The 23,078-nt window shown below is 59.5% G+C and carries 22 protein-coding genes; 15 read left to right on the top strand and 7 right to left on the bottom strand.

The window, feature by feature from the left end; all coding sequences use genetic code 11:
• Nucleotides 1-70 precede the first annotated feature (70 nt).
• From HDF15_RS07750 to HDF15_RS07730, 5 genes are all read left to right on the top strand, one after another.
• Nucleotides 71-1,600: an NAD(P)/FAD-dependent oxidoreductase gene (locus HDF15_RS07750; protein WP_221314324.1), complete on the top strand. Its 1,530-nt coding sequence runs from the start codon at nt 71-73 to the stop codon at nt 1,598-1,600.
• Nucleotides 1,597-3,066: an aldehyde dehydrogenase family protein gene (locus tag HDF15_RS07745; protein WP_184254312.1), complete on the top strand. Its 1,470-nt coding sequence runs from the start codon at nt 1,597-1,599 to the stop codon at nt 3,064-3,066. Before HDF15_RS07750 ends, HDF15_RS07745 begins: the two co-directional genes overlap by 4 nt.
• Nucleotides 3,067-3,152: 86 nt before the next feature.
• Nucleotides 3,153-4,676: an NAD(P)/FAD-dependent oxidoreductase gene (locus tag HDF15_RS07740; protein ID WP_184254310.1), complete on the top strand. Its 1,524-nt coding sequence runs from the start codon at nt 3,153-3,155 to the stop codon at nt 4,674-4,676.
• A gap of 3 nt (nt 4,677-4,679) precedes the next feature.
• Nucleotides 4,680-5,771 carry a glycosyltransferase family 2 protein gene (locus tag HDF15_RS07735; RefSeq protein WP_184254308.1) on the top strand — a complete coding sequence of 364 codons (1,092 nt, stop codon included), beginning with the start codon at nt 4,680-4,682 and terminating at the stop codon, nt 5,769-5,771.
• Nucleotides 5,768-6,250 carry a hypothetical protein gene (locus HDF15_RS07730; protein WP_184254306.1) on the top strand — a complete coding sequence of 161 codons (483 nt, stop codon included), beginning with the start codon at nt 5,768-5,770 and terminating at the stop codon, nt 6,248-6,250. The genes HDF15_RS07735 and HDF15_RS07730 overlap by 4 nt, the downstream gene beginning before the upstream one ends.
• Before the next feature lie 143 nt (nt 6,251-6,393).
• On the opposite strand, the gene HDF15_RS07725 is transcribed toward HDF15_RS07730, so the two are convergent.
• Both HDF15_RS07725 and HDF15_RS07720 read right to left on the bottom strand, forming a co-directional pair.
• Nucleotides 6,394-7,452, bottom strand: a complete 1,059-nt coding sequence (locus HDF15_RS07725) for a GTP-binding protein (RefSeq protein WP_184254304.1) — start codon at nt 7,450-7,452, stop codon at nt 6,394-6,396.
• 272 nt (nt 7,453-7,724) lie between these two features.
• Entirely contained in the window at nt 7,725-8,915 is a 1,191-nt protein-coding gene (locus tag HDF15_RS07720; RefSeq protein ID WP_184254302.1) for a GTP-binding protein, read from the bottom strand.
• A 324-nt stretch (nt 8,916-9,239) separates the two neighbouring features.
• On the opposite strand from HDF15_RS07720, the gene HDF15_RS07715 reads away from it, so the two are divergent.
• The 6 genes from HDF15_RS07715 (at nt 9,240) to HDF15_RS07690 (ending at nt 13,757) form a co-directional block, all read left to right on the top strand.
• Entirely contained in the window at nt 9,240-9,689 is a 450-nt protein-coding gene (locus tag HDF15_RS07715) for a helix-turn-helix transcriptional regulator (RefSeq protein WP_184254300.1), read from the top strand.
• 51 nt (nt 9,690-9,740) lie between these two features.
• Nucleotides 9,741-10,154, top strand: coding sequence for a VOC family protein (locus HDF15_RS07710; RefSeq protein ID WP_184254298.1), 414 nt, complete (start codon nt 9,741-9,743; stop codon nt 10,152-10,154).
• A 184-nt stretch (nt 10,155-10,338) separates the two neighbouring features.
• Nucleotides 10,339-10,872, top strand: coding sequence for a dihydrofolate reductase family protein (locus HDF15_RS07705; RefSeq protein ID WP_184254296.1), 534 nt, complete (start codon nt 10,339-10,341; stop codon nt 10,870-10,872).
• Between the two features lie 302 nt (nt 10,873-11,174).
• A complete protein-coding gene (gene rpmE, locus HDF15_RS07700; protein WP_014267750.1) occupies nt 11,175-11,417 on the top strand; it encodes a 50S ribosomal protein L31 in 243 nt (80 codons plus the stop codon).
• A 493-nt stretch (nt 11,418-11,910) separates the two neighbouring features.
• A complete protein-coding gene (locus HDF15_RS07695; protein WP_184254294.1) occupies nt 11,911-12,447 on the top strand; it encodes a hypothetical protein in 537 nt (178 codons plus the stop codon).
• 17 nt (nt 12,448-12,464) lie between these two features.
• Nucleotides 12,465-13,757 (top strand): tRNA-dihydrouridine synthase, encoded by a 1,293-nt coding sequence (locus HDF15_RS07690; RefSeq protein ID WP_184254292.1) that lies wholly within the window; start codon nt 12,465-12,467, stop codon nt 13,755-13,757.
• Nucleotides 13,758-14,245: 488 nt separating this feature from the next.
• Here the strand turns inward: HDF15_RS07690 and HDF15_RS07680 are convergent, their stop codons facing one another.
• From HDF15_RS07680 to HDF15_RS07665, 4 genes are read right to left on the bottom strand one after another with little or no spacing between them, the layout of a single operon-like run.
• The gene (locus tag HDF15_RS07680) at nt 14,246-14,629 is read right to left on the bottom strand and encodes a hypothetical protein (protein ID WP_184254290.1); all 384 of its coding nucleotides are present in this window, start codon (nt 14,627-14,629) and stop codon (nt 14,246-14,248) included.
• Nucleotides 14,629-14,901, bottom strand: a complete 273-nt coding sequence (locus HDF15_RS07675; RefSeq protein WP_014267753.1) for a BrnT family toxin — start codon at nt 14,899-14,901, stop codon at nt 14,629-14,631. Before HDF15_RS07675 ends, HDF15_RS07680 begins: the two co-directional genes overlap by 1 nt.
• A 34-nt stretch (nt 14,902-14,935) precedes the next feature.
• Nucleotides 14,936-16,810 (bottom strand): hypothetical protein, encoded by a 1,875-nt coding sequence (locus tag HDF15_RS07670; protein WP_260330910.1) that lies wholly within the window; start codon nt 16,808-16,810, stop codon nt 14,936-14,938.
• Nucleotides 16,811-16,863: 53 nt separating this feature from the next.
• Complete coding sequence (locus HDF15_RS07665) at nt 16,864-17,394, bottom strand: YfiT family bacillithiol transferase (protein WP_184254287.1); 531 nt, start codon at nt 17,392-17,394, stop codon at nt 16,864-16,866.
• An 89-nt stretch (nt 17,395-17,483) separates the two neighbouring features.
• Between HDF15_RS07665 and HDF15_RS07660 the strand changes: the two genes are divergently transcribed.
• Entirely contained in the window at nt 17,484-18,398 is a 915-nt protein-coding gene (locus HDF15_RS07660; RefSeq protein WP_184254285.1) for a glycoside hydrolase domain-containing protein, read from the top strand.
• A gap of 1 nt (nt 18,399) precedes the next feature.
• Here the strand turns inward: HDF15_RS07660 and HDF15_RS07655 are convergent, their stop codons facing one another.
• Nucleotides 18,400-19,569 (bottom strand): acyltransferase, encoded by a 1,170-nt coding sequence (locus tag HDF15_RS07655; RefSeq protein ID WP_184254283.1) that lies wholly within the window; start codon nt 19,567-19,569, stop codon nt 18,400-18,402.
• Between the two features lie 154 nt (nt 19,570-19,723).
• Between HDF15_RS07655 and tldD the strand changes: the two genes are divergently transcribed.
• The 3 genes from tldD to HDF15_RS07640 all read left to right on the top strand — a co-directional run bounded on the left by tldD (nt 19,724) and on the right by HDF15_RS07640 (nt 23,032).
• Nucleotides 19,724-21,190: a metalloprotease TldD gene (gene tldD, locus HDF15_RS07650; RefSeq protein ID WP_184254281.1), complete on the top strand. Its 1,467-nt coding sequence runs from the start codon at nt 19,724-19,726 to the stop codon at nt 21,188-21,190.
• Between the two features lie 75 nt (nt 21,191-21,265).
• Complete coding sequence (locus HDF15_RS07645) at nt 21,266-21,586, top strand: hypothetical protein (protein WP_184254279.1); 321 nt, start codon at nt 21,266-21,268, stop codon at nt 21,584-21,586.
• Nucleotides 21,587-21,607: 21 nt separating this feature from the next.
• Nucleotides 21,608-23,032 (top strand): TldD/PmbA family protein, encoded by a 1,425-nt coding sequence (locus HDF15_RS07640; RefSeq protein WP_184254277.1) that lies wholly within the window; start codon nt 21,608-21,610, stop codon nt 23,030-23,032.
• The last annotated feature ends 46 nt before the right edge of the window (nt 23,033-23,078 follow it).

Genomic DNA, 23,078 nt, shown 5'->3' with positions numbered 1-23,078 from the left:
CGGCTGGAATAAATGCGCGAATCAAAATTCGATCCATCCAGATGTTCCGTCGCGCCGTACTATACGGAGAATGATAAACAGGCGCATCGTTGTAATCGGAGCAGGTCCGGGGGGACTGGCGACTGCGATGCTTCTTGCGCGAAGAGGCTTCAAAGTCCAGGTCTTCGAGAAGGCCGACCGCATCGGGGGGCGCAACGCAGAAGTCGTCCTGGGAAGGTATCGGTTTGATCTCGGACCTACGTTCCTGATGATGAAGTACATCCTGGACGAGCTCTTCGAAGAGAGCGGTCACGCCACGGATCACTACCTGGACTGCCGTCCTCTAGATCCCATGTATCGCCTCTATTTTCCGAATAAATCCATGCTGGTTCGATCCCGTCCGGAGGATATGCGCCGGGAGATCGAGAAGGCTTTTCCGGGAGAAGGAGCGGGGCTCGATCATTTCCTCTCGGCTGAAAGCATCCGGTTCAAGAAGCTGTATCCCTGCCTGCAACGCGAGTACGGCAGCCCGTTCGATTTTCTCAGCGGGACGCTGCTCTCCGCCTTGCCGCATATTGCTCCCGGCAGATCGCTGTACGACGTGCTTTCCACGTACTTCCGCTCCGAGGAACTTCGGCTCGCATTTACGTTTCAGTCCAAGTATCTCGGCATGTCGCCGTGGGATTGCCCAGGCCTGTTCGCCATGATTCCCTACACGGAGCACGCGCACGGAATCTACCATGTGATGGGCGGCCTCTGCCGCATCTCGGAAGCCTTTGCTCAAGTTGCTCGCGAGGCAGGAGCGGAGATTCACACCTCGTCTCCGGTCAAGCAGGTATTGCTCGATGGCCGGAAGGCCTGCGGCGTGGAGCTGGCCAATGGAGACAAAATCGCTTGCGACGATGTCGTCATCAATGCCGACTTCGGGTATGCGATGAGTACTCTCTTCCCGGAGAACACCCTCAAGAAGTACAAGCCGGCGGCGCTGCGCAAACGCGAATACTCCTGCTCGACCTTCATGATCTATCTCGGGCTGGACAAGACGTATCCCGAGGCGGAACATCACATGATCGTCTTCGCCAAAGACTATAAAAAGAACCTGGAAAGCATTACGAAGCACAAGACCGTTTCGGAAGACCTTTCTGTCTATATCCGCAACGCGGCGACGCTCGATCCCTCGTGCGCTCCGGCTGGACATTCCGCCCTGTATATTCTGGCGCCGGTGCCGAACAATACCAGCGGCATTAACTGGGAAGAGCATAAGGCCGCCTATCGCGATCGCGTGCTCGATCTGATCGAGCAACGCACCCCCTGCAAAGACATCAGCCAGCATATTCGCGAGGAGCTGATACTGACTCCCGACGACTGGGAGAAGAACCTCTCCGTGTTTCTGGGCGCGACCTTCAATATGTCCCATAGCTGGGACCAGATGCTGTACTTTCGCCCCCATAACCAGTTTGAAGAGTTCGACAACACCTACCTTGTCGGAGGCGGCACCCATCCCGGCAGCGGATTGCCCACCATCTTTGAATCGGCCCGCATCTCTTCCAACCTGATCTGCCGGAAATACGGCGTGGCTTATCCCGAGCCCAAACTGTTTACCGAGGAACCGCAGGCGTGAGCGAAGGCAATAGCTTCGCCACTCGCATCGAGAATGCCCGCCGAGCCCAGGCTCAGTGGGCGAAGCTCAGTGTCGCTCAACGCTGCCGCGCCCTTTGTCCTCTGCGAAACGCAATCGCCTCGCAGATCGACCGGATCGTCTCCGTCCTTTCTGAAGAAGTCGGCAAGCCTCCGCTGGACGCGCTTACCGGCGACATCATGGTTACCCTGGAGCAGCTTCGATTTTATGAACGTGAGGCCCCACGGATTCTGCGCACCCGTTCGATCGGCAAACCGTGGTTCCTGTTCTCAGGCACACGTTTCAGAGAGTCTCCACAACCTCATGGCGTCGTCCTCATCTTCTCGCCCTGGAACTATCCTTTTCAGCTCTCGGTCATCCCGATGGCGACCGCGCTCTTCGCAGGCAACGCTGTCTTGCTGAAATGCTCGGAGCAGACACCACGCACAGCTTCACTGATAGAAGCTCTTTGCCGCGAGGCGAACCTTCCCGAGGGTTTGGTGCAGGTGTCCTGCGAACCGGCTCAGGCCGCGGAACCTGCCGAGGCGGCCTCCGGCCTCATCGATGCCGGCCCTGATTTTCTCTTCTTTACCGGCTCCAGCCGGAACGGCCGTGCTGTCGCGCAGCACGCAGCCAGACATAGGATTCCGGCGGTATTTGAACTCGGAGGAAAGGACGCCTGCCTCGTCTTTTCCTCCTGCGATCTTGCGCGCGCTATCCGGGGTGCACTCTATGGCGCCTTCTCCAATGCCGGGCAAGCTTGTGTTGGAGTGAAACGCATCTATGTCGAGCAGTCTATCTACGCTGCTTTCCTGCGGGGGTTTCTGGAGGGCATCGGAAGCCTTCGCATGGGCACAACATTCGACTCGGATTTAGGACTTGTCCGTTTCGACTCTGTCAGGCGGCTGCTTTCGGAACAGGTCGATGACGCTCTGGCGCGCGGCGCAACCCTGCACACGGCATGGCAGCGCGACTCCGGCCAGGTGCCTCCGTTGGTCCTTACCGGGGTTCCCCCTGAATCGCTGCTGCTCACGGAAGAATCCTTCGGGCCTGTTGTCTGCCTGGAGCCCTTCCGCGATGAAGCGGAAGCTCTCGCGCTCGCCAACTCCACCGCCTTTGCGCTCAGTGCCAGCATCTTCACGGGAGACTCCACTCAAGGACAACGTCTTGCCCTGCAACTTGACTCAGGGACCTGTGCGATCAATGACGTGATCCGCAACATCGGCAATCCAAGTGCGTCGTTCGGAGGGAATCGCGCCAGCGGGTATGGCCGCTATCATGGCCCGGCAGGTCTCCTTACGTTCTCCCGCACAAAATCGGTCATGACCGTCACACGGCCCCAGGCGACGGAGATCCACTGGTTTCCTTTTACTCTTCGGACTTTTCAGCGTCTCCGCAGCCTGCTGCTCTTTCGACATGCGAGCGGGTCTATCGGAAAACGCATCAGACATCTGTTCCCGCAGCGCTAAATGGGCGTCTATTCAGATTCACGGAGTTTCACCGGCACAGGTTACTTCCAGCAGTCTTATACCAAAGAGAATCCACCGAGAATGTCATGAGCACACCAGCCACCAGGACGGGAAACGCAAGACGGGTCGTTGTCATCGGTGCGGGGCTGGGGGGAATGACCACCGCCATCCAGCTTGCGCGCGAAGGATTTCAGGTCGATCTTCTCGAAAAAAATGGCTGCGTCGGCGGCAAACTCAACCTGCGTCGGGAGGCAGGATTCAGCTTCGATCTCGGTCCTTCCATCTTCACGCTTCCACAGATCTTTCGCCCGGTCTTTGAAGGCGACGGCAAGCGATTGGAGGACTACATCACTCTCCAAAGAGTGGATCCCCAATGGCGTAACTTTTTTGAAGACGGCAAAATCATCGACCTATGGGAAGATCCCGCGAAGATGAGCGAGGAACTCAGCGCTCTCGGCGGCGATGCCGTTCTGGACTACAAGCGCTTTCTCGAGTACTCCCGCAAACAGTACGAGATTGTCGAAAGAGGCTACTTCGAACGCGGCCTCGACACCTTCTGGCAGTTTGTTCGCTTCTATGGTCTTCGCGGCGCGCGCGATCTGGACTACACGGGAACGATGGCAGGCGGTATCGCCAAGCGCGTACGCGATCCCTATCTACGAGACATCCTCGAATACTTCATCAAGTATGTGGGATCTTCCGCGTATGACGCTCCAGGGTTCATGAATCTCATGCCGAATATTCAGCTCGAGTTTGGGCTGTGGTACGTCTCCGGCGGCCTCTACGAGCTGGCTCGCGCCTTCGAGAAGAGGCTGGAAGAGACTGGGGTTCGTCTACATCTCAAGCATCGAGTGTCGGATATCGACAAGGAAGGCGACCGGGTTACAGGCGTTCAGGGTATCTCCGATCAGGGGGAGACGTTCTCCTTCGCAGCTGACTTTGTTGTCTCCAACATGGAAGTGCTTCCCGCCAACCAGCAGCTTCTGAAAGAGCCCGAGCGAGTCATGAAAAAACTTGCCCGGTTCGAACCCGCCTGTTCCGGTATCGTGCTTCATCTGGGTCTCGATCGCACGTATCCACAACTGGCACACCATAACTTCTTTTTCTCCGGCGATCAAAAGGCACACTTCCATCGCGTCTTCCGCGAAAAGCTTCTGCCCGACGACCCCACGATCTATCTGGTGGCCCCTACGCGCACCGATCCCTCCCAGGCTCCCCCCGGCTGTGACAACATCAAGATCCTTCCGCACATCCCCTACCTGAACGACCAGCACCCGTACACGCGTGAAGACTGCGTCGCGTTGAAGGAGCGCTGTCTCGACAAACTGGAACGCATGGGCCTGACCGATCTGCGAAAGCACATCGTTGTGGAAGATTTCTGGACGCCTTTCGACATCGAGGAGCGATATCTTTCCAACCGCGGCTCTATCTATGGAGTCGTCTCGGACAGGCGGCGCAACTTCGCGTTCAAAGCTCCAAAACGCAGCCCCCGGTACAAGAATCTTTTTTTTGTCGGAGGCAGCGTCAATCCAGGCGGCGGAATGCCCATGGTGACTCTTTGCGGACAGCATGTAGCCAAGCTCATCCTGGAGCAGTCGGAAGAGAGCTGAACCATGATGGCGATTCTGATGACCTGCATGGGAGGGTTTGTTTCAGGGTTTCTACTCCTGCGCCGAATTCAAGTGATCCCTGAGGCAGTCTCCATCGAGGCAGAGTTCCTGGATGTCTCGGTGCAGGATGTCTCAGTGATCATTCCCGCTCGCAATGAAGCCGAGAATCTTCCAACACTCCTGGCCTCCCTCCTGCATTCGCAGCCTCCTCCCGCCGAGGTCATCGTTGTGGATGACGGCTCTACCGACAATACGCGTGCCATCGCCCTGAGCTTTGGGGTCTCTGTCATTACACCCGGCGACCCGCCGCCCGGCTGGCTCGGCAAGAACTGGGCCTGCCATCATGGTGTTCTGGCTGCAACCTCGGAGACGCTTCTGTTTCTGGACGCGGATACCTGGGTGGTCGCAGGAGGGCTGGAGCGCATCCTCTCGTTCTTTCGTGGCTTGCCACCCGACAGCGCTCTTTCCATCCTTCCCTTCCACACGACCAGGAAACCCTACGAGGAGCTTTCGCTTTTCTTCAATCTTCTGATGGCGATGGGAGCGGGCGGATTTAGCGGCCTGGATAAACCCCGTCTCTTCGGGCAGTCCCTGATCCTTCATCGAGACCTCTATCTGCGAGCGGGAGGCTATGCCGCCATTCGTGGAGAGCTTCTTGAGAATTTGCATTTCGCTTCCAGCATTCAGTCTGTAAACGGCCATACCCATACCGTCTCCGGTCGCGGGACACTCCTGATGCGGATGTTCCCGCAGGGAGTGGGTCAGCTTTGCGAGAGCTGGCAGAAAGGATTCGCAGCCGGCGCGCGGGCTACGTCGACCGTTGTCCTTTGCCTCTCAGTGCCCTGGCTGTCTAGTGCGGTTTTCGTGTTTTTGGCGGTTCTCGCAGGGACGGGACTGATGCGTTCCTTGGCCTTTGCCTTTTATCTTCTCTTCGCTGTACAGATCGCGGGTATGGCCCGGCAGGTCGGCAGCTTCCGGCTCACTACAGCCCTTCTCTATCCTCTCCCGCTGCTGTTTTACTTCGCCCTCTTTGGCCGTTCGGCCTGGTTGCAGTTTGCGCGCCGCCCGGTTACGTGGAAGGGGCGCCAGCTGTGAACCTCATCGCGATCACCGCCAATATCGTCGGCTGGCCTATCCTTCAACTCTCTATTGCCCGCATGAGCCTGCACCTGCCGCAGCGCTGTTTCGCGATAGACCGCGCGCCTTCTGCTCGTCAATTGCGGGAGGCCGACTTGTACCGCAGGGTGCTTCGCATCAGGAAATGGAAGGCTCTCCTGCCTGACGGGACAGGCTGGATTGGGGGGACATTTCCCAAACGCCGGCTGGCATCGCGCCATCCTGAATACCTTCTGCGCTTTGCGCTCGAAGCGCGTCGCGGCGAGTGGGCCCATTGGTGCATGCTCTGCTGCGCTCCTATTTTTTATCTGTGGAATCCGCCCTGGGCCTCGGTGGTGATGACCATCTATGCGCTCCTGGCAAACCTGCCTTGCATCCTCGTGCAGCGTTACAACCGCATTTTGATTCTGAGAGGCGTTAGGGCGAACCATCAAGCTGGCGTTCGGGATAAAGATTGAGCTGGGCAAATCGCCTACTTAAGGCGCAGCAGACGAAAGCAAACTGCAAACGCGAAGGACGCCGGGTTGCGCAGAGTTTACGTTGCGTGAGCTCGGCGCACTCGGCATTTGCACTTTGATGGCACATGCTAAGAAAGACCTAGCTACGTATTGGGATCCTGACAGGCCTCGTCCATGGCGGAGATAAGCGCATTGAAGAAGCCTTCGACGACGTCTTTCTTGATGCTCTGCGTGATAATGACGAGCCGGGTACGGTGGTCCTCGTCGGGCCATTGATCCAGCCACTGCACGGGATGAAAGATGTGCTGCACGCCGTGAACCACGGCAGGGCGGTCCTCTCCCTTTACATTGACGATGCCCTTCATGCGCAGCAACTGTGGCCCTACCTTCGCGGCCATAATCTCGATGAACATCTCAAAGGCCAGCCCGTGGATCGGCTGTTCGTGCGTGATGGCAAACGATTCGATCTTGTCGTTGTGCCGATTCACGTTGTGATGGTGATGATGATCTCCCTCGTGCTCCTGCTTCTGGTAGGCCTCTGCCTGGAGCCAGCTTCTTACGTCCTCGGTCTTCTTGAAAGGGTCGTATCCCTCTTCGCCGAAGAGATCCGACACGGAGAGTTCCGGTGGCCGTCCCGTGAGAATCTTCGCCGCAGGGTTGATGCGGTGAAGCCTGTCGATCAGTTCTTCGCGAACGTCTTTGCTGACGAGGTCCGTCTTGCTCAGGAGGATGCGTTCCGCCATGGCGGCCTGTTTGCAGGACTCCCGATGGGTATCGAGCGTGTGGCTGCCATTGACGGCATCTACCACCGTAACGACACTGTCGAGATGGTAGAGGGCCTGTAGCTCCGGCGAGGTCATCAGTGTATGGATGATGGGTACAGGGTCCGCGAGGCCGGTTGTCTCGATCACCACCCGGTCGAATCCTGAGCCGACGTAGCGCCTTGCGATCAACGATTGCAGGGTTTGATGAAGATCGTCCTGGATGGTGCAGCAGATGCAGCCGCTCTGCAGTTCGACGATGTTCTCATCGCTATGCTCGACGAGACTGTGATCCAGGCCTACTTCGCCGAACTCGTTGATGATAACGGCGGTGTTGGTCATCTCGGGCATCTTCAGCAGGGCGGAGAGCAGCGTGGTCTTGCCGCTGCCGAGAAATCCGGTGATCAGACTGACGGGGACGGTGTTGGGAAGATGGGACATTCGAGGGGGCCTCTCCTGAGAGAACTTTGCGCAGATTCAACACGCACACGGTCTTGTCTTTGTCGTTTTTGCTTTTCTGGTTGTCATTCCGAGCGGAGCGAGGAACCTGCTTTCCGCCGGTGCCGCCGCAGCACTTTTTCAGCGCCACAATTTCACCCTACGTTTTCTGGGTAATACGAACGAAGAACGGGAGACAGCAGGTTCCTCGCTCCGCTCGGAATGACAACTAGAAAAGCAAAAGCAAAGATAAAAACGGCAACGGCAAAGACAAGTTATCGGCCGGCCTGAAATCCATACCAGGCGTTGGGTCCGGCCTTCATCTCGCTCTTTGTCAGCAGACACTCGTCAAACGTTTTGGTCAGGCCTTCTTTATCCATATCGACGCCGATGAAGACGATCTCTTGCCGCCGATCGCCGTACTCTCCCTCCCACACGCGTCCCAGATAGTCCTTCAGGTGCGGCTGGTCGCGCAGCAGGTCGTCGCGGTCTCCGTAGCAGGCCATCCACGGGCCTGAGTTGCTCATGTCGGTGGTGCCGCCGGCGATGGAGAAGGTGTAGCACTCGTTGGGCTGCGAGGCGAACCAGACGAATCCCTTCGAACGCAGCACGCCCTCCAGTCCGGCGTTGGTCGCCATGGCGAAGCGGTGAGGATGAAACGGGCGGCGCGCGCGGTAGACGAAGCTGGAGACGCCGTACTCCTCGGTCTCCGGCGTGTGCTCGCCGCGCATCTCCATCAGCCAGCCGGGGCTGTTGCGGGCGGCGGCCATGTCGAAACGGCCCGTGTTCAGAAGACGCTCCGGAGCGACCTTTCCATTCACCGTCTGAATCACGTCGGCGCGGGGATTCAGCTTACGGATCAGGTCCTGCAACAGGCCCATTTCCTCTTCCGAGACCAGGTCGGCCTTGTTCAGCAGGATGATGTCGGCAAATTCGATCTGCTCGTTCAGCAGGTTGGAGAGCGTGCGCGTGTCGTCATCGCCCATCGCCACCTTGCGGCGCAGCAGAGAGTCCTGCGAGGTGTAGTCGTGGACAAAGGCCCTGGCGTCAACGACCGTCGCCATCGTATCCAGGCGCGAGACCTTCTCCAGTGAGTCCCCGGTCTCGTCCTCGAAGGTGAAGGTCTGGGCGACGGGCAGCGGCTCGGAGATGCCGGTCGACTCGATCAACAGATAGTCGAACCGCTGTTCGCGGGCCAGCCGGGAGATCTCTTTGAGCAGATCCTCGCGCAGCGTGCAGCAGATGCAACCGTTCGTCATCTCGACGAGCTTTTCGTCGACCCGGCTCAGGGGCGACTGCTGGTTGACCATGTCCGCGTCAATGTTGATCTCACTCATGTCATTGACGATCACCGCAACCTTGAGGCCGCTGCGGTTGTGCAGGATGTGGTTCAAAACGGTGCTCTTCCCCGCTCCGAGGAAGCCGGAGAGGACGGTAACGGGCAGGCGGGTATCGGTCGTCGACATATCCGCACTGTAATTTATTGAGAATTTATTCGCAATAGAAGCCGGCCGGCATTTGCGCTTGACGTCAGAAATGCGGAGATACCAAGCAACAATTACATGCTTTTCTCTCGCTTGAAGTAGTGGAAAACGCCCATCCAACTGCCGCAGCAGAGGATACGTGTCATGTTATGTGTCCGAACACAGGGAGTCGTCAATACTCGCAATCGGAAACACGTCCCCCCCTGCCTGAAAAATCGGCAAAGCGGACAAGGCTTTACAATCGTGCCGTGGCCGCGAGTCCCTTACAAACGCTGCCGCATAAGCATCTGTACCTCGTGAGCCTGTATGTCCGAACAGGAATTCCAGAAGCTCTATCTGTACCGCCGCATCGTTCAGGCAAAGCTGTTCATCGATACACACTCCGCTGAGAGCATCGATGCCGGCGATATCGCGGACGAGGCATGCTACTCGAAGTATCACTTTATCCGCACCTTCAAAAGCATCTATGGGAAAACGCCTCACCAATATCTGATCGCTGTTCGGATAGAACGAGCCAGGGCGCTGCTGGAAACCGGCATGCCCGTAACGGAGGTGTGCCTATCGGTCGGGTTTGACAGCCTCGGATCTTTCACGGGACTTTTCAAACGGCGCACCGGCCTTACGCCTTCGGCTTACCAACGCGACAAGCTTGCACGAACCCGGCAAATTGCCGCTGCGCCGCTGGCCTTTGTTCCAGGGTGCTTTGCCGCGATGTACGTACGCACGCAAAATAGCAATATTCGAGAAGCGTCGTAGCCACTCGGGCCGCTATATTCATCTCCGTAACTCATCTACGGAGGAAATGAAATGATTACCAAACTGAATCACGCAAGCATCTTTGTACTCGACCAGGACAGTGCCTACGACTTCTACGTCAACAAGCTGGGCTTCAAAGTAAACACCGACGCGCAGATGGGACCGAAGGGAAGATGGCTCACCGTCAATCCTCCGGAGCAGCCCGATCTCGAACTTACCTTGATGGCCATCGATGAAAAGATGATGTTCGACAAGGACTCAGCGGCGAAGATGCGCGAGCTCGTCGCTGCAGGCACATTCGGCTTCGGGACCTTCCTGTGTGACGACATGCTCGCAACCTACGAGGAGCTCAAAGCCAAAGGCGTTCACTTCAAGAAAGAGCCCACCCATGAGTTCTACGGTTTTTCCGCCGTCTTGCAGGACGACTCCGGAAACTGGTTCTCGCTCAGTGAACGGCCTAAGTAGACGATTTATTGATTGTCAATTGGAATGAAAATGCGGTAGCGTCTCAGTTTGGATCTCGAGATTGGGAAGCGTACCTCTGCTGCTTGGTCACACCGGCAATGCGTCGCGCAGATAGTGTTGAACTTCACCTCCGCGCGACGTCGGCTCAAGCTGTTCTGAAGAACCTGGAAAGGAGATTCACAGCATGGCGAAACTTGTCTACGGATTGAACCAGTCTCTGGATGGCTACGTCGACCACACGAAGTTGGGGCCGCCTGTGCCCGAGATCTTCCGTCACTTCGTTGAGCACGTGCGTGGTCTGACGGGCCTCCTATACGGTCGCCGCATGTACGAGATCATGCGTTATTGGGACGACGACCTTCCCGATTGGGACGCGAACGAACGCGACTTCGCGGTTGCATGGCGAAGCAAACCGAAGTGGGTCGTGTCGCGCTCGCTCAAATCAGTTGGCCCCAACGCCACGCTTGTTGCGGACGACTTCGAGACGGCGATACGCAGGCTGAAGGCTGAGCTGGCTGGCGAGATTGGCGTTGGCGGACCAGACCTGGCACAAAGCCTGACCGAGGCCGGCCTTATCGATGAGTATCGACTCTACCTCTGCCTTGTCGTGTTTGGCAGCGGCAAACCATTCTTCGTCGGCCCCCGCCCCCCTCTCCGCCTGGTGGCCAGCGATCTCATGGGCTACGACGTGATTCGGTTGACGTACGTTCCTGCTTAAAAGTATTTCCCCTGTTACCGAGAAGTAGATAGAGGATTTGAGTGCCGTTCTTCCTGGGGAAAACCGGCACTCAGACCCGTGACTAGCTCACCTACGGGAAAATGCTCTAGTTGTGCGACTCGCCCTTGACAGCAAGTGCTAAACTAGTAAAAGCGCCTGAAACCTCGGGAGTCGGGGTCCAAGCTCGCAGCGCGACAGGAACATCGATGCATTGAGCCCCTTGAAGATCGGCCCAACCGGCTGGTTTCAATGCCACTGCAAGCGAACCGTTCTGCGGCGGGTTAGCTACGAAAGGTATCACCATGGCAAAGACTGGAATTCATCCCACCTACGAAAACATCAATGTGAAGTGCGCCTGCGGAAACATCTTCCAGACGCGTTCCACGCACAAGGGCGACATCGTCGTCGAAATCTGCTCCGCCTGCCACCCGTTCTTTACCGGCAAGCAGAAGCTGGTCGACACCGCCGGACGCATCGAGCGCTTCCGCCGCAAGTTCGCGGCAACCGATGCGAAGAAGGCCGAAGCCGCTGCCAACGCGAAGTAACTCTCGCAGCATTTCAGCGAAACCGAGAGGCCTCCGCGATCAGCGGAGGCCTTTCTTACTTACGGTTTGTGGAACAATGTCGCCATGCCGCCTGTAACGATACAGCACTACATTCAACGAGCGACAGATTTTGGTCGGGGGATGAGACTCACGCAGGATGACGATTCCTATAAAAACTCATCTGCACTCCTTGCAATACACTCTGCCATCTCTTACGCCGATGCGCTACGAGTCGGATTGGGAGATCGACAGCTTTCATCCGACGATCATAAGACTGCTGCGGACACATTGAAGCAGCTTTTGGCTTCGAGACCCCTTGCAGACCAAGCTGGCCTAGGCCACCTGCAGTATCTGATTTCGAAAAAGAGCGGCGTAGCTTACGGCGACCAAAGACTAGATACAAAGATCCATCAGATGGTAATCACTAAAGCCGAACGATTCGCACAGTGGGCCAATAACGTTGGGGCTCAACTCAATATCGAGGGGTGGAAGCATGACGACAACTGAAGAGAAACAACAGCTGGGAAGAGCTAAGAATGCGACGCTGACATTTTTGGAACAGCGGCTCTCGGTTCCAAAAATTTATATAGATGCCGACTGGGATGGAAGTCATGTCGATGTGTTAGCGATTGATCGCGATGGCGTGGGCGATGTGCATGTTGCATTGCTTTGTATTCGCAAACGCTTCGAGGACCAAAGTTTAGACATCGTTGACCAGGCACGGAATATCGACGAGCTTATCGACCGGTTTGCCGGCATCCCCGCGCAATACAAGTACGTCGCCATCGTGGATGTTCTTCGAGGGGCTTCTGCATATAGCGAACCGTTTGGATTGTCATCACTCCTCCTTGAAAAGTCGCTTGCTCCCGACGGGATTGGAAGAATCGGGTTTCTTAAAATCGAAGTTCCTTTCGTTGGCGACCCAAAGGTCAATATGGAAATTAAGCCCGAGCGGTTTCGTGCAACGATTGCAAAGCTGGCTGACGAATACGTAACGCAGCATAGTGCCGACTGGGAAATTCGCGCCTAAGGATTCATGAAGCCCCAATGAAGAAGGACTGGAAGAACAATACGACCTTAGACACACGCGAGATGCCGCCCGAAGCGCGCGTGCCCGCCGAGATGCACATCGGTGGCGTCCGGATCGCGCCCGCGACCGTGCTCGCGCCCATGGCCGGAGTTACGGATACGGTCTTCCGCCGCTTCATCAAGAACTCATCGATGTTTACCGCCGAAGCGGCTACGCCCGAAACACAGGGCTCTGAAACACAGGGTGCGGACATTGACGTTGAGACCTCGAATGAGGTCTCCGGCTGCGGGCTCATCATGACGGAGTTCACCTCGGCCGACGGGCTTTCGAGGATGCGCGAGACCAAGCGCAAGCGCTACCTGACCTACTACGAAGACGAGCACCCGATCTCGGCGCAGCTCTTCGGATCGAACCCGGCCACGCTCGCGGAGAGCGCCATCATCTGCCAGGACGCGGGCTTCGACCTCGTCGACCTGAACCTCGGCTGCCCGGCCAAGCGCGTTGTTGCGTGCAACGGCGGCTCAGGCCTGCTGCGCGACCTGCCCGCAATCCGCACGATCTTTGAGCGCGTGCGCGCGGCGGTGACGATTCCCTTCACCGTGAAGTTCCGCATGGGCTGGAACGACTCGAACATCGTCTGCGTGGAACTGGCGAAGATGGCCGAGGACTGTGGCCTGAACGCCGTCGCGCTGCACGCTCGCACGCGCGAGCAGGGCTATACCGGCGAGGCCCGCTGGGAGTGGATTGCCGCCGTGAAGGACGCCGTCACGATTCCCGTGATCGGCAACGGAGATATCCGCACCCCGGAAGATGCCGCCGCCATGGTTGAAGCGACCCACTGCGATGCCGTGATGATCGGCCGCGCTGCACCGGCGAATCCGTGGATCTTCCGCCAGATTGCGCAGTACACAGCCTCCAAGCAGGCCACCGGCGTGGGCACATATGACAAGCCCTCCGACATGGACCGCTACCGCATGATCCGCGACTACTTCGAGCGCCTGATGCACGAGGTCGCGGAGCATCCGGAGATCGTCGGCCCTGCCGATAGCGATCTGGAGAAGCGCCTGAAACGCAATCACGAGAGCGCGCAGCGCGACGCCATCGGACGGATGAAGCAGTTCGCGAGCTGGTTCACGCATGGCGTTCCCGGCGGCGCCACGCTGCGCAAAGAGATCTTCGATGCCAAGCGCGGGGCGCAGGTGATGGAGAAGGTGGAAGCGTTCTTTACGCAGCGCGCGAACGAGTCGCAGCCGGACTTTGTTTCCGAACCGGACGCGGAGCTTGAGGCTGCACCCGCGGCGTGGGGCTAGATTTTCGTCTCGACGCGCGGGTGCGACTTGCTGTCGCACGAACTTCAGAAGTTCCGATCAAGATGTCCGCCGGAATCTTCAACTCAGCATTAAGCCGCCGAATCATGGGAAGAGTCAGCCTACGGCTTCCGCCCAGCACCTCGGACACACGAGCTCGACTGCCAATAAGAGGCTCAAGGTCGCGGCGTGTCAGCCCTTGCTGCTCCATACGAAAGAGGATCGCCGCGACCGGATCAGGAGGCGGCACAGGGTAGTGCTGTTCCTCATAGGCCGCAACCAGTGTGGATAGCACGTCCAGTTCGTCGCCTTCAGCCGTGCCCGACAGGAGCGCCCCAAAGGCGTTCAATGCGCTTGAGTGCGGCAACGTAGTCACGTTTATTGCGAATCGGTTGGATCGTCATATCGGCTCTCCATGTACTCCACTGTCTTCACGTCGATGCGGTCATACTCGGCGTGCGTTCCAAGCCACTTGATGTAGATCGCGTTCTCTACACAGCGCGCGAACGAGCCGCAGCCGGAGTTTGTTTCCGAGCCGGACGTTGAGCTTGAGGCTGCGGCCGCCTGGATGAGCTAGATGTTTCTTTTGATTCTTGAGCCAGGGCCTCATGCAGCAGCATCTTGAGATACGTCTGATAGCGCAGGCCCTTTGCCTCCGCCTGCGTCCTAGCTTTGGCGAGATCATCATTGCTGAGCCGAATTGTGGTTGCAGTGGTGCTGAGCCCCAACCGCCTGGCGGTCGTGCCACGGGTGATTTTGCCCTCTGCTTCAGCTCTCTCGAACAGTTTAACGACCAGGTTGGGATTTGCATCCCACCATTCAGCCTCTTCGCGTTCTGTCGCGAACTTTGGAACCCCTTCCACTTTGACACTCATCACTGTCTCCTTTGGCCCTGTATGTATTTCAATCGAAGCGCGCGAGGAGCTTCATAGGCCGTAACCACCCGCAATCGTTCTTCGCGCCACGTTGTGAGTACTACGAGATAGCGCAACGCTTTCGTCGCGCCAACATGCAATACTCTCTCTTCATCTCCGTGAATCTGCACCATCAGTTCGAGGGGATCATTGAGAAGGACGTGTTCCGCCTCCTCGGGTGTAATGTCGTGCCGAGCGATGTGGCTTATATTTGCTTCATCCCAATCGAACACCTACTCCTCCATTGTACATACAACGTATTGACACTCAACTCCGCCCGGCCTGCTTCCTCCACACCACACGAATCTCCTGCCGCCAGCGCTCGTCGAGCGCCAGCAGGCTCCACTCCACGCGCGGTGAGACGTAGCGCAGAATTGTCTCCGTTGCCGGGTGGATGTGCAGCGCGGGAGCCACGAGATATAGCCGCGGAGGCAAGGGCGAAAGCTCGACACCACGAAAGTAGCCGTGGCGCTGAAACTCGCCGAGGCCCGTCGTCGCGTCGGCGGTCTGCAGATGATGGTGGCGCACGCGTATCCAGTAGTCGAGCCCTTGCAGCGCGAGCTGGAGATCGTCGTCGGCCTTGAGTTCGATGACTGCCAGGCGGCCGTCGGCGGTGACGCCAAGCAGATCGAGCAGGCCACGGTCGCTTGCACCCGCAATGGCGGGCACCTGCGTGTAGACATGATTCGGATCGAGATGAGGGATGACGCGGGGTTCGTGAGGATTGCCCGCCTCAGCGAAAGACGGGGCGGACTCAGAGCTATCCGCGCGGTTGCCGCGCGTATCGGGATCGGGGTCGTTTGCGAAGGCTTCGTCTCGCGGCAAAGAAGCAACTCTCGGCTGAGGCGCGAGGCTGCGTGTGAGCGGAGCGAGATCGCGGCGCAGCACCGACTCCAGCCAGCGTTCGGGAGCAGCCCGGTAGAGAGGGTCTTGTGCAGGATTGTCCGCCTTCGCAGGACGCTCCGCACGAAGCTGCAATCGCGAGTGCGCGGCGGTGGCCGAGGCTGCGCCGATACGACGTGACGGTCTCTGGCCGCGACGAGCGAAATCGGTAGCAGAGCCAAATGCGCGGCGACGGCGGAAGAGTTCCGCGATCCTGGCTGCAATCTCGCGGCGAGTAGCGGGCATCAGAGGTGTCTCATCGACTCCTGCCGTAATCTCCAGCGTACGCGCAAAGCTGTTCGGCGCAAGACCGATGCGGGCGCGGGCGAACTCCATGCCGTGCAGCAGAAAAGCCAGCTCCGCCGTGCTGCGTAGACGCTGCTCTACCCGTTGCTCTTCATCAGCGGGCACAAGCTGCATCACCTGCTCGATGGCATCTGCAAATCTCTCGCTCGCGGCCTGCTCGTCGGGATGATGCACCAGCCGCGTGCGTAGATTGCCCTGATCAGCGGCATCACGCGGCGTCAACTCTTCCGTGATCTGATCGAGTTCGTAGAGCCGCCACTGGGCTGCCGCCTCGTTGAGCCAGGCAAGACGCGAGAGCGTCAGCGTTGCGGTGCCACGCGGCAGAATGAGCTTGAGCCCTTGATACAAGCGCCTGCCGCCGGCCTGCTCACGGCAGTGATGCAGCCACAGAATGCCGAGCGTAAGGATACCGTCGATAGTCGTTGCGGTCTCCTGCTCGTTTACCCCGATCACGGCCCAGGCCTGGTTACCCCGCACCAGCGAACCACGCGCATAGGCCGGACCAAAGCTGCGTTCGAGGTCCATCGCGGTGCGAAAGGCGTCGGGTTTCCAGTCGGGAAACTCGCGTTGCAGCACTCGTTCCAGTGTCTTGAGGTAGCGCGTGCGTGCAGCCTCGCGAGTGGTTGGAGTGCGGCGCTCACGCGAGCTTACGAGTTCCAGCAGCTTGGGCTGCGCCTGACCGAAGCGTTGCGTCGAGAGCCGCAGCGATCCATTGCGCGGAGTCGCGGAGAGGATGCGGCGCACCATGTTGCGCTCTTCGCTCCACAGATGCAGCGTGCAGCGGTCGTGCTCGGTGGAGAGCGTGTACTTCGCGGAGCGGAGGTCGAAGAGAACTTTGCCGTCTTCGAGCACGGCGGCTTCGCCATGTTGCGCGACGAAGTCTTCGATAGCGATCGCGATCTGCGCGGCGGTTTGTTGCGCGGCTGATTTGTCCGCGGAGGGTCGGGGCGGCATAGGGAAGCTAAATGACCTTGCTGTTTTCTGTTGGCTACTTCCTGTTTCCTGCCTTACCAGCCGCGCTGTGTGCGCAGTCTCGTAATGTGCGCGACATGGTGGAGCGAGTGCCACGCATACTCCAGCGTCACCAAATCGAGCGGCCTCGGGCCTCGCTCGCTGTGGCGAAAGCCGCGGTGCCACTGCTCTTCGGTCATCGTCTGCAGCAGCATCACCCAGCGCGCATGGACGCTTTCGATCAGTTCCAACGACCACTCGACGGGCGCTGCAACGTCAGGCAGTTCGGCGAAGGCTTTTTCGTCGTAGCCGTTGACCTCGGGCCAGTCCTCGGTGAGGGCCTTGCGCAGGCGGTGGAAGGCGGTCATGTGCGAGTCCGCGACGTGATGTACCACCTGGCGCAGCATCCAGCCTCCCTCACGATAGGGAGTACTGAGCTGTGCCGCGCTGAGGTCCCGAACAGCCTCGCGCAGCAACTCCGGCATCTCAGCCAGTGTAAGGATCGCGTTGCGACGGTCTTCCGGGGTAATGGTCTGGGGCGGCGTGAACGTACCGATAGGATAGCGAGGGTCCGGCGGCTCGGGCATCGTGCGATTTCCTTGAGGGTAGCGCTCTACATGGCCGCTCTCTGAGAGAGATTGTAGCCGCAGTTGTAAGCTGGGCAGGAGGAGAATCAATGCGCATCGTGGGTCTGGGTATCTTATTGGGAACAATGGCCGTCTGCGGCTGTTCACGGGGCAGTGGTCCAGCGCAATCCGCCAGTTCCACTCCTGCAACTTCCGCTTCGGCGCAATCTGCTGTTCCGGTCGCATCCTCTGCCTCGGCCGACACACAATCTCTCGGCTTCGACCGCAACGACTATCCCGGCGACGACACCATGGCCGCCATGCGCAAGGACTTCGCCTTTACCGGCTACTGGCTCACCGTCCCTCCCGGCGACGACACCAACTCCTGGGCAGGTAAACGCGAATTGCTCAAGCAGCAGGGCTGGGGCTTTCTCGTGCTCGCCAACGGCCGGCTCGACGCGGAGATTCTCAAGGCGAAGAAGGCCGGAACTACACCTGCAGACCTCGGGCGCAAGGATGCCGCTGTTGCTGTAAAGGCTGCCCAGAGCGAAGGCTTTCCTAAGAACACCATCGTCTTTCTCGACCAGGAGGAAGGTGGCCGTCTGCTCGATGAACAGGCTGCCTACCTGCTGGGCTGGACGGAGGCCGTTGCTGCCTCGGACTACCGTCCGGGCGTCTATGCCAGCGGGCAGCGAGTACAGGATGACCCCGGCGTGTGGATCGACACCGTGCAGGACATCCGCGAGCGCGTGAAGAAGGGTGGGCTGCATGAGGTCGCCATCTTCGACACGCAGGACCAGTGCCCTCCCGCAGCGGGGTGCACGCTGAAGACCAAGCCGCTCTCCGAAGCCGGAGAGCCCGATCTGGTGGCGTGGCAGTACTCGCAATCGCCGCGCAGACCGGCCATCACCAAGAGCTGCGCGAAGACCTACGCGTCGGACGGCAACTGCTACGCTCCGGGATTCCCGAAGGTATTTCTGGATATGAACGTCGCGAACTCACCCGACCCCTCGCACGGACGTTGAGCTAAAGAGCGGGCTCCAGGCGTGCTTCTTCATCAACCGAAACTGGTACGCGTTTTTCGCGGCGATCGCGCAGTGCCAGGAAGGGCCGCTCCACGCAGAGATAGAGAATGGCCGCACCTGCGAGACAGGTAAAGCCGAAGAGCACTACCGAGCGCCAGTCGCGGGCCTGCGCGAGGTGGGGCCAATAAAGACTGTCGAGGTGCGCGATTTCCTTGTGCGTCAGGTAGAGGCTGAAGGCGAGCGTTGCCAACAGCTTTGCGCCCGGAATGCGCACGCGCCCCAGCCAACTGCGCGTCTCGATGGCGGCGACCACCAGGAACGCCAGCCCCAGCGATAGCAAGGGGTAACCGATCACGATACCCACGGCGGCTGGGCCCGTATCGGAGCTGAAGCGATTGGCAAACAGGTACGTGCAGCCGCCAACAAGAGCGCAACCCGCCAGCAAAAGCCAGTTCGCGCGACGGGCGATGGCGGACCACCATGCCGGGCAAAAGATCCTGATCAGCGCCAGAGCCACTCCCGCCAGCAGACCATCGAGACGGCTATAGGTCGGGTAGTAGATGCGTTCGATGTACCGCGTGCTGAACTCGTCTCCGTGCGGATCCAGTGGGCGCAGGACGTGTACTAACTCGTAGCTGCGCATGACAACTCCCAGCACAACGAAGAAGAGCAGTACGGAGACGGTCTTCCATGCCGCAGGCCGGCGCGACAGCCACAGCACCAGGAGCGGGAGCAGCAAGTAGAAGTGCTCTTCCACGCACAGCGACCACACGTGCGAGAACGCATAGTTCTTTGAGTAGTCGACAAAGAGGTTCTCGGTGAAGGTCAGAAACTGCCACAGGGGCGACATTCCCGTGTTCTCATGCCATGCCGGCCAAAGCAGGTAGAGCCCCAGGACTACGAGGTATGCCGGCAGAATCCGGTAGGCGCGCTTGCGATAGAACTCGATCAGCGATACCTCCTGCCTCCGGCTCACCGGCCGCAGCAGCTGCGAGCCGATCAGGTAGCCGCTGAGTACAAAGAACAGGTCGACGCCCATCCAGCCGAACCTCGCGACCGGCATCAGCTGCTCCGGCAGCCTCCAGGACAGGTGAAAGGCCATTACGGCCAGAATTGCCAGCGCGCGGAGGGTGTCGAGACCTGCAATTCGGGTGGAGATAGGCTTTTTCATGGGGTTATGGGGTTAAAGCGGCGTCTGAGCACGATAGTACGGGCCATTCAGGCTGCGGATTTCGCGGGGTATACGGAACGCCAACACTCCCGTTCAGGCGCGTCAGAAAGGCCAGCGGCGCTGCAATGTCCGAGTATCGGACTAGAATAGAAAGATGGCGTCCGCCTCATACTCATTGCTGCCTGAAATCACCGACCACAAACGATATTTCTTCGAGAAACTCGGTCTCAGTGAACGTCTGCTCGAGCGCTGCCTCGGGGAGGCCCTGAGCGCGGGCGGTGAGTTTGCCGATCTCTACTTCGAGGCGGTCACCTCAACCTCGCTGGGCATGGATGAGGGAATCGTCAAGACGGCATCCCAGGGGATCAGCGTGGGGTGCGGGATTCGCGTGCTTTCGGGCGAGCGCACCGGTTTTGCCTACACCGACGACCTCAGTTCGGACCGCCTGCTAAAGGCTGCGCGGACAGCAGCACTGATCGCCAGCGGACCGCAGATTGAGCGCGTCCAGGGCTTCACCGAAACGCGCACACCACAGCTCTATCCGGTGGCAGGGGTGAGCAGCGACGTCGAGATCGCCGCGAAGCTGAAGCTGATCGAACGCGCCGACAAGGCAGCCCGCGACTTCGACCCGCGCATCGTGCAGGTGCGCGCCAGCATCAACGACGAACTGCGCCGCATCCTGATCGCCGCCAGCGACGGCACCTTTGCCAGCGACACGCAGCCGCTCGCGCGGCTCAACATCTTCGTCATCGCGAAGGATGAGCAAAACAACATGGCGCGCGGCACCAGCGGCGGCGGCGGACGCGTAGCCCTGGACTTCTTTACCGGCGACAAATCTCCCGAGCACTTCGCTCGCGAGGCCGCACGCACGGCAATTTTGCAGCTTGGCGCAGTAGCTGCACCCGCAGGGGAGATGGAAGTCGTGCTCGGCCCCGGCTGGCCCGGCGTGCTGTTGCACGAGGCCGTCGGACACGGCCTTGAGGCCGACTTCAACCGCAAGAAGACCAGCGCCTTTGCGGGCCTGATCGGACAGCAGGTGGCGTCGAGCAAGGTGACGGTCGTCGACAACGGAACGATGCCCGGACGGCGCGGGTCGTTGAACGTGGACGACGAGGGCAATCCGACGCAGGAGACAGTGCTGATCGAAAACGGCATTCTGCGCGGCTACCTGAGCGACAAGCTGAGCTCGCGGCTGATGAAGATGCCGAACACCGGCAGCGGTCGCCGTGAGAGCTACCAGGCCATCCCCATGCCACGCATGACCAACACCTACATGCTCAACGGCGAGGACCAGCCCGAGGACATTCTGAAGAGCGTGAAGCGCGGACTCTACGCCGTGAACTTTGGCGGCGGCTCGGTCGACATCACCAACGGCAAGTTCGTCTTCACCGCCAGCGAGGCCTACCTGATCGAAGACGGGAAGGTAACCGCGCCGGTCAAGGGCGCAACGCTGATCGGCAATGGACCGGAGGCCCTGAAGTATGTGTCGATGGTGGGCAACGATCTCGCACTCGACGAAGGTATCGGCACCTGCGGCAAGGCCGGGCAGAGCGTGCCGGTCGGCGTTGGCATGCCGACGGTCAAGCTGGACCGCATGACGGTCGGCGGCACAGGCCGCTAGCCGCGGCAAACAGTTTCGAAGACTACAGAAAAGAAGCCTTCACGCACCGCAACCGCACCAGGAAAGAAATCATGCATGGCTACGAAGGTTGAAGCGAAAACGGAAAAACTGTACGAGTGCGAGGTAAAGCGGCGCCGCGTTCGCGCGAGCGGAACCGGCTATGAGCCGTTCTGGAAGATAAAGAACGTGGACGAAGCCCTGGGCGACGGCGACACCGAGTTTCGCTGCAAGGACTGCCACGGAGCCTTGAAGGTGCACAAGCGCCACATCGCCAACGGCCCGGCCTCGCATGCGGCGCACAAGCTGAAGAGCGATGCGGAGCACTGCGCCGGCATCCTCATCCGCGCGGCTGAGGAAAGCCGTCCGGCGAGGCTTTCGAGCACCCCAGTACAGTAGACCAACAGGCAGGAAGATACATTGGCTACCGAAACAGATTCGAAGACAGAGTGGCAGAGCCTGGCTGCCGACATTGTCGCACGCGCGCTCCAGGCGGGTGCGACCGACGCCGAAGCCGTTGGCTTTGAGAGCGAAGAGTTCTCCGTCAACATCCGCCTGGGACAGGTGGAGCAGCTCACGGAGTCAGGCTCGCGAGCGCTTGGGCTGCGTGTTTTCTTCCCCTCCCAGGGCGGACAACGCACGGCCAGCACCTCGACCTCGGACCTCTCACGTGAAGGCCTGGAGCAGTTGGTGCGCGGCGCGGTGGAACTCGCCAAGGTTACAGGCATCGATCCCTTTGCGGGCCTGCCCGAGCGTGAGGCCTTTGGCTCGCAGAACGTCGACGAACTGGCACTCTACTTCGACGACGTGCACGACATTCCCGCCGCCGAGCGCATCGACATCGCCCGCCGGTGTGAAGCCGCCGCGATGGGCTTCGACACCCGCATCCAGAACTCCAGGGGCGCGGACTTCGACGCCTCGAACGCGCGGCAGGTGATGGTGAACTCGCGAGGCTTTGCCGGCGAGTATCGCCGCAGCTACTGCGGCTTCTCGGCAGCGCCTATCGCACAGGATGCGAGCGGAGCGATGCAGGGCGGCTCCTGGTACTCGAGCGCACGCAGCGCGAAGCTGCTCGATTCGCCGGAAGAGATCGGCATCATCGCCGCCAAGCGTGCGCTGCGGAGACTCGGCGCGCGACGCGTTCCTACGCAGAAGTGCTCTGTCGTCTTTGCGCCGGAGACCGCGCGAGGGCTGATGGGCAACCTGCTGAACGCGGCCGACGGCGACGCGATCTATCGCAACGCGTCGATGTTCGCGGGTAAGCTCGGCGAGCAGGTTGCGGGCGAAAATATCACGATGGTCGATGACGGCACGATGGTCTTCGATCACGCATTGGCTGACGGCAGCACGCTGCGCGTGGGCGGCTTTGGCACCTCGCCCTTCGACGGCGACGGCCTTCCGACACGCCGCACCGTGGTGATCGAACGCGGCGTGCTGAAAGAGCTGATGCTGAACACCTACACCGCGCGCAAGCTCGGCATGCAGACGACTCACAAGGCCTCACGGGGACTCGCAGGCGCTCCGGGTATCGGCGGCGGCAACTACTTTCTTGAGCCGGGAACGGCGACGCCGGAGCAGATCATCGGCGATGTGCCCTCGGGGCTCTACGTGCTGCAGACGATGGGCACCGGCGTGAACCTTGTCACCGGCGACTACTCGCTGGGCGTGAGCGGGTTGTGGATCGAGAATGGCGAGCTCGCATATCCAGTCGAAGAGATCACGATTGCGGGAAATTTGAAGGATATGTTCCGCAGTGTGTCGGCGATTGGGAATGACCTGGAGTTTCGCGGCAGCGGCGCGGTGCCGACAGTGCGGGTTGAAGGCATGACGGTGGCGGGAAGCTAAGGCTTTTGCCTTTGTCTTCCGTATCCCCTCCAGCTCAGGATGGTGC

This window comes from Granulicella mallensis, assembly GCF_014203225.1.
In the GTDB taxonomy this organism is placed as follows: Bacteria; Acidobacteriota; Terriglobia; order Terriglobales; family Acidobacteriaceae; genus Granulicella; species Granulicella mallensis_A.
Note: the sequence above shows the minus strand (reverse complement) of the source record. Positions and strands in the feature narration are given on the sequence as shown.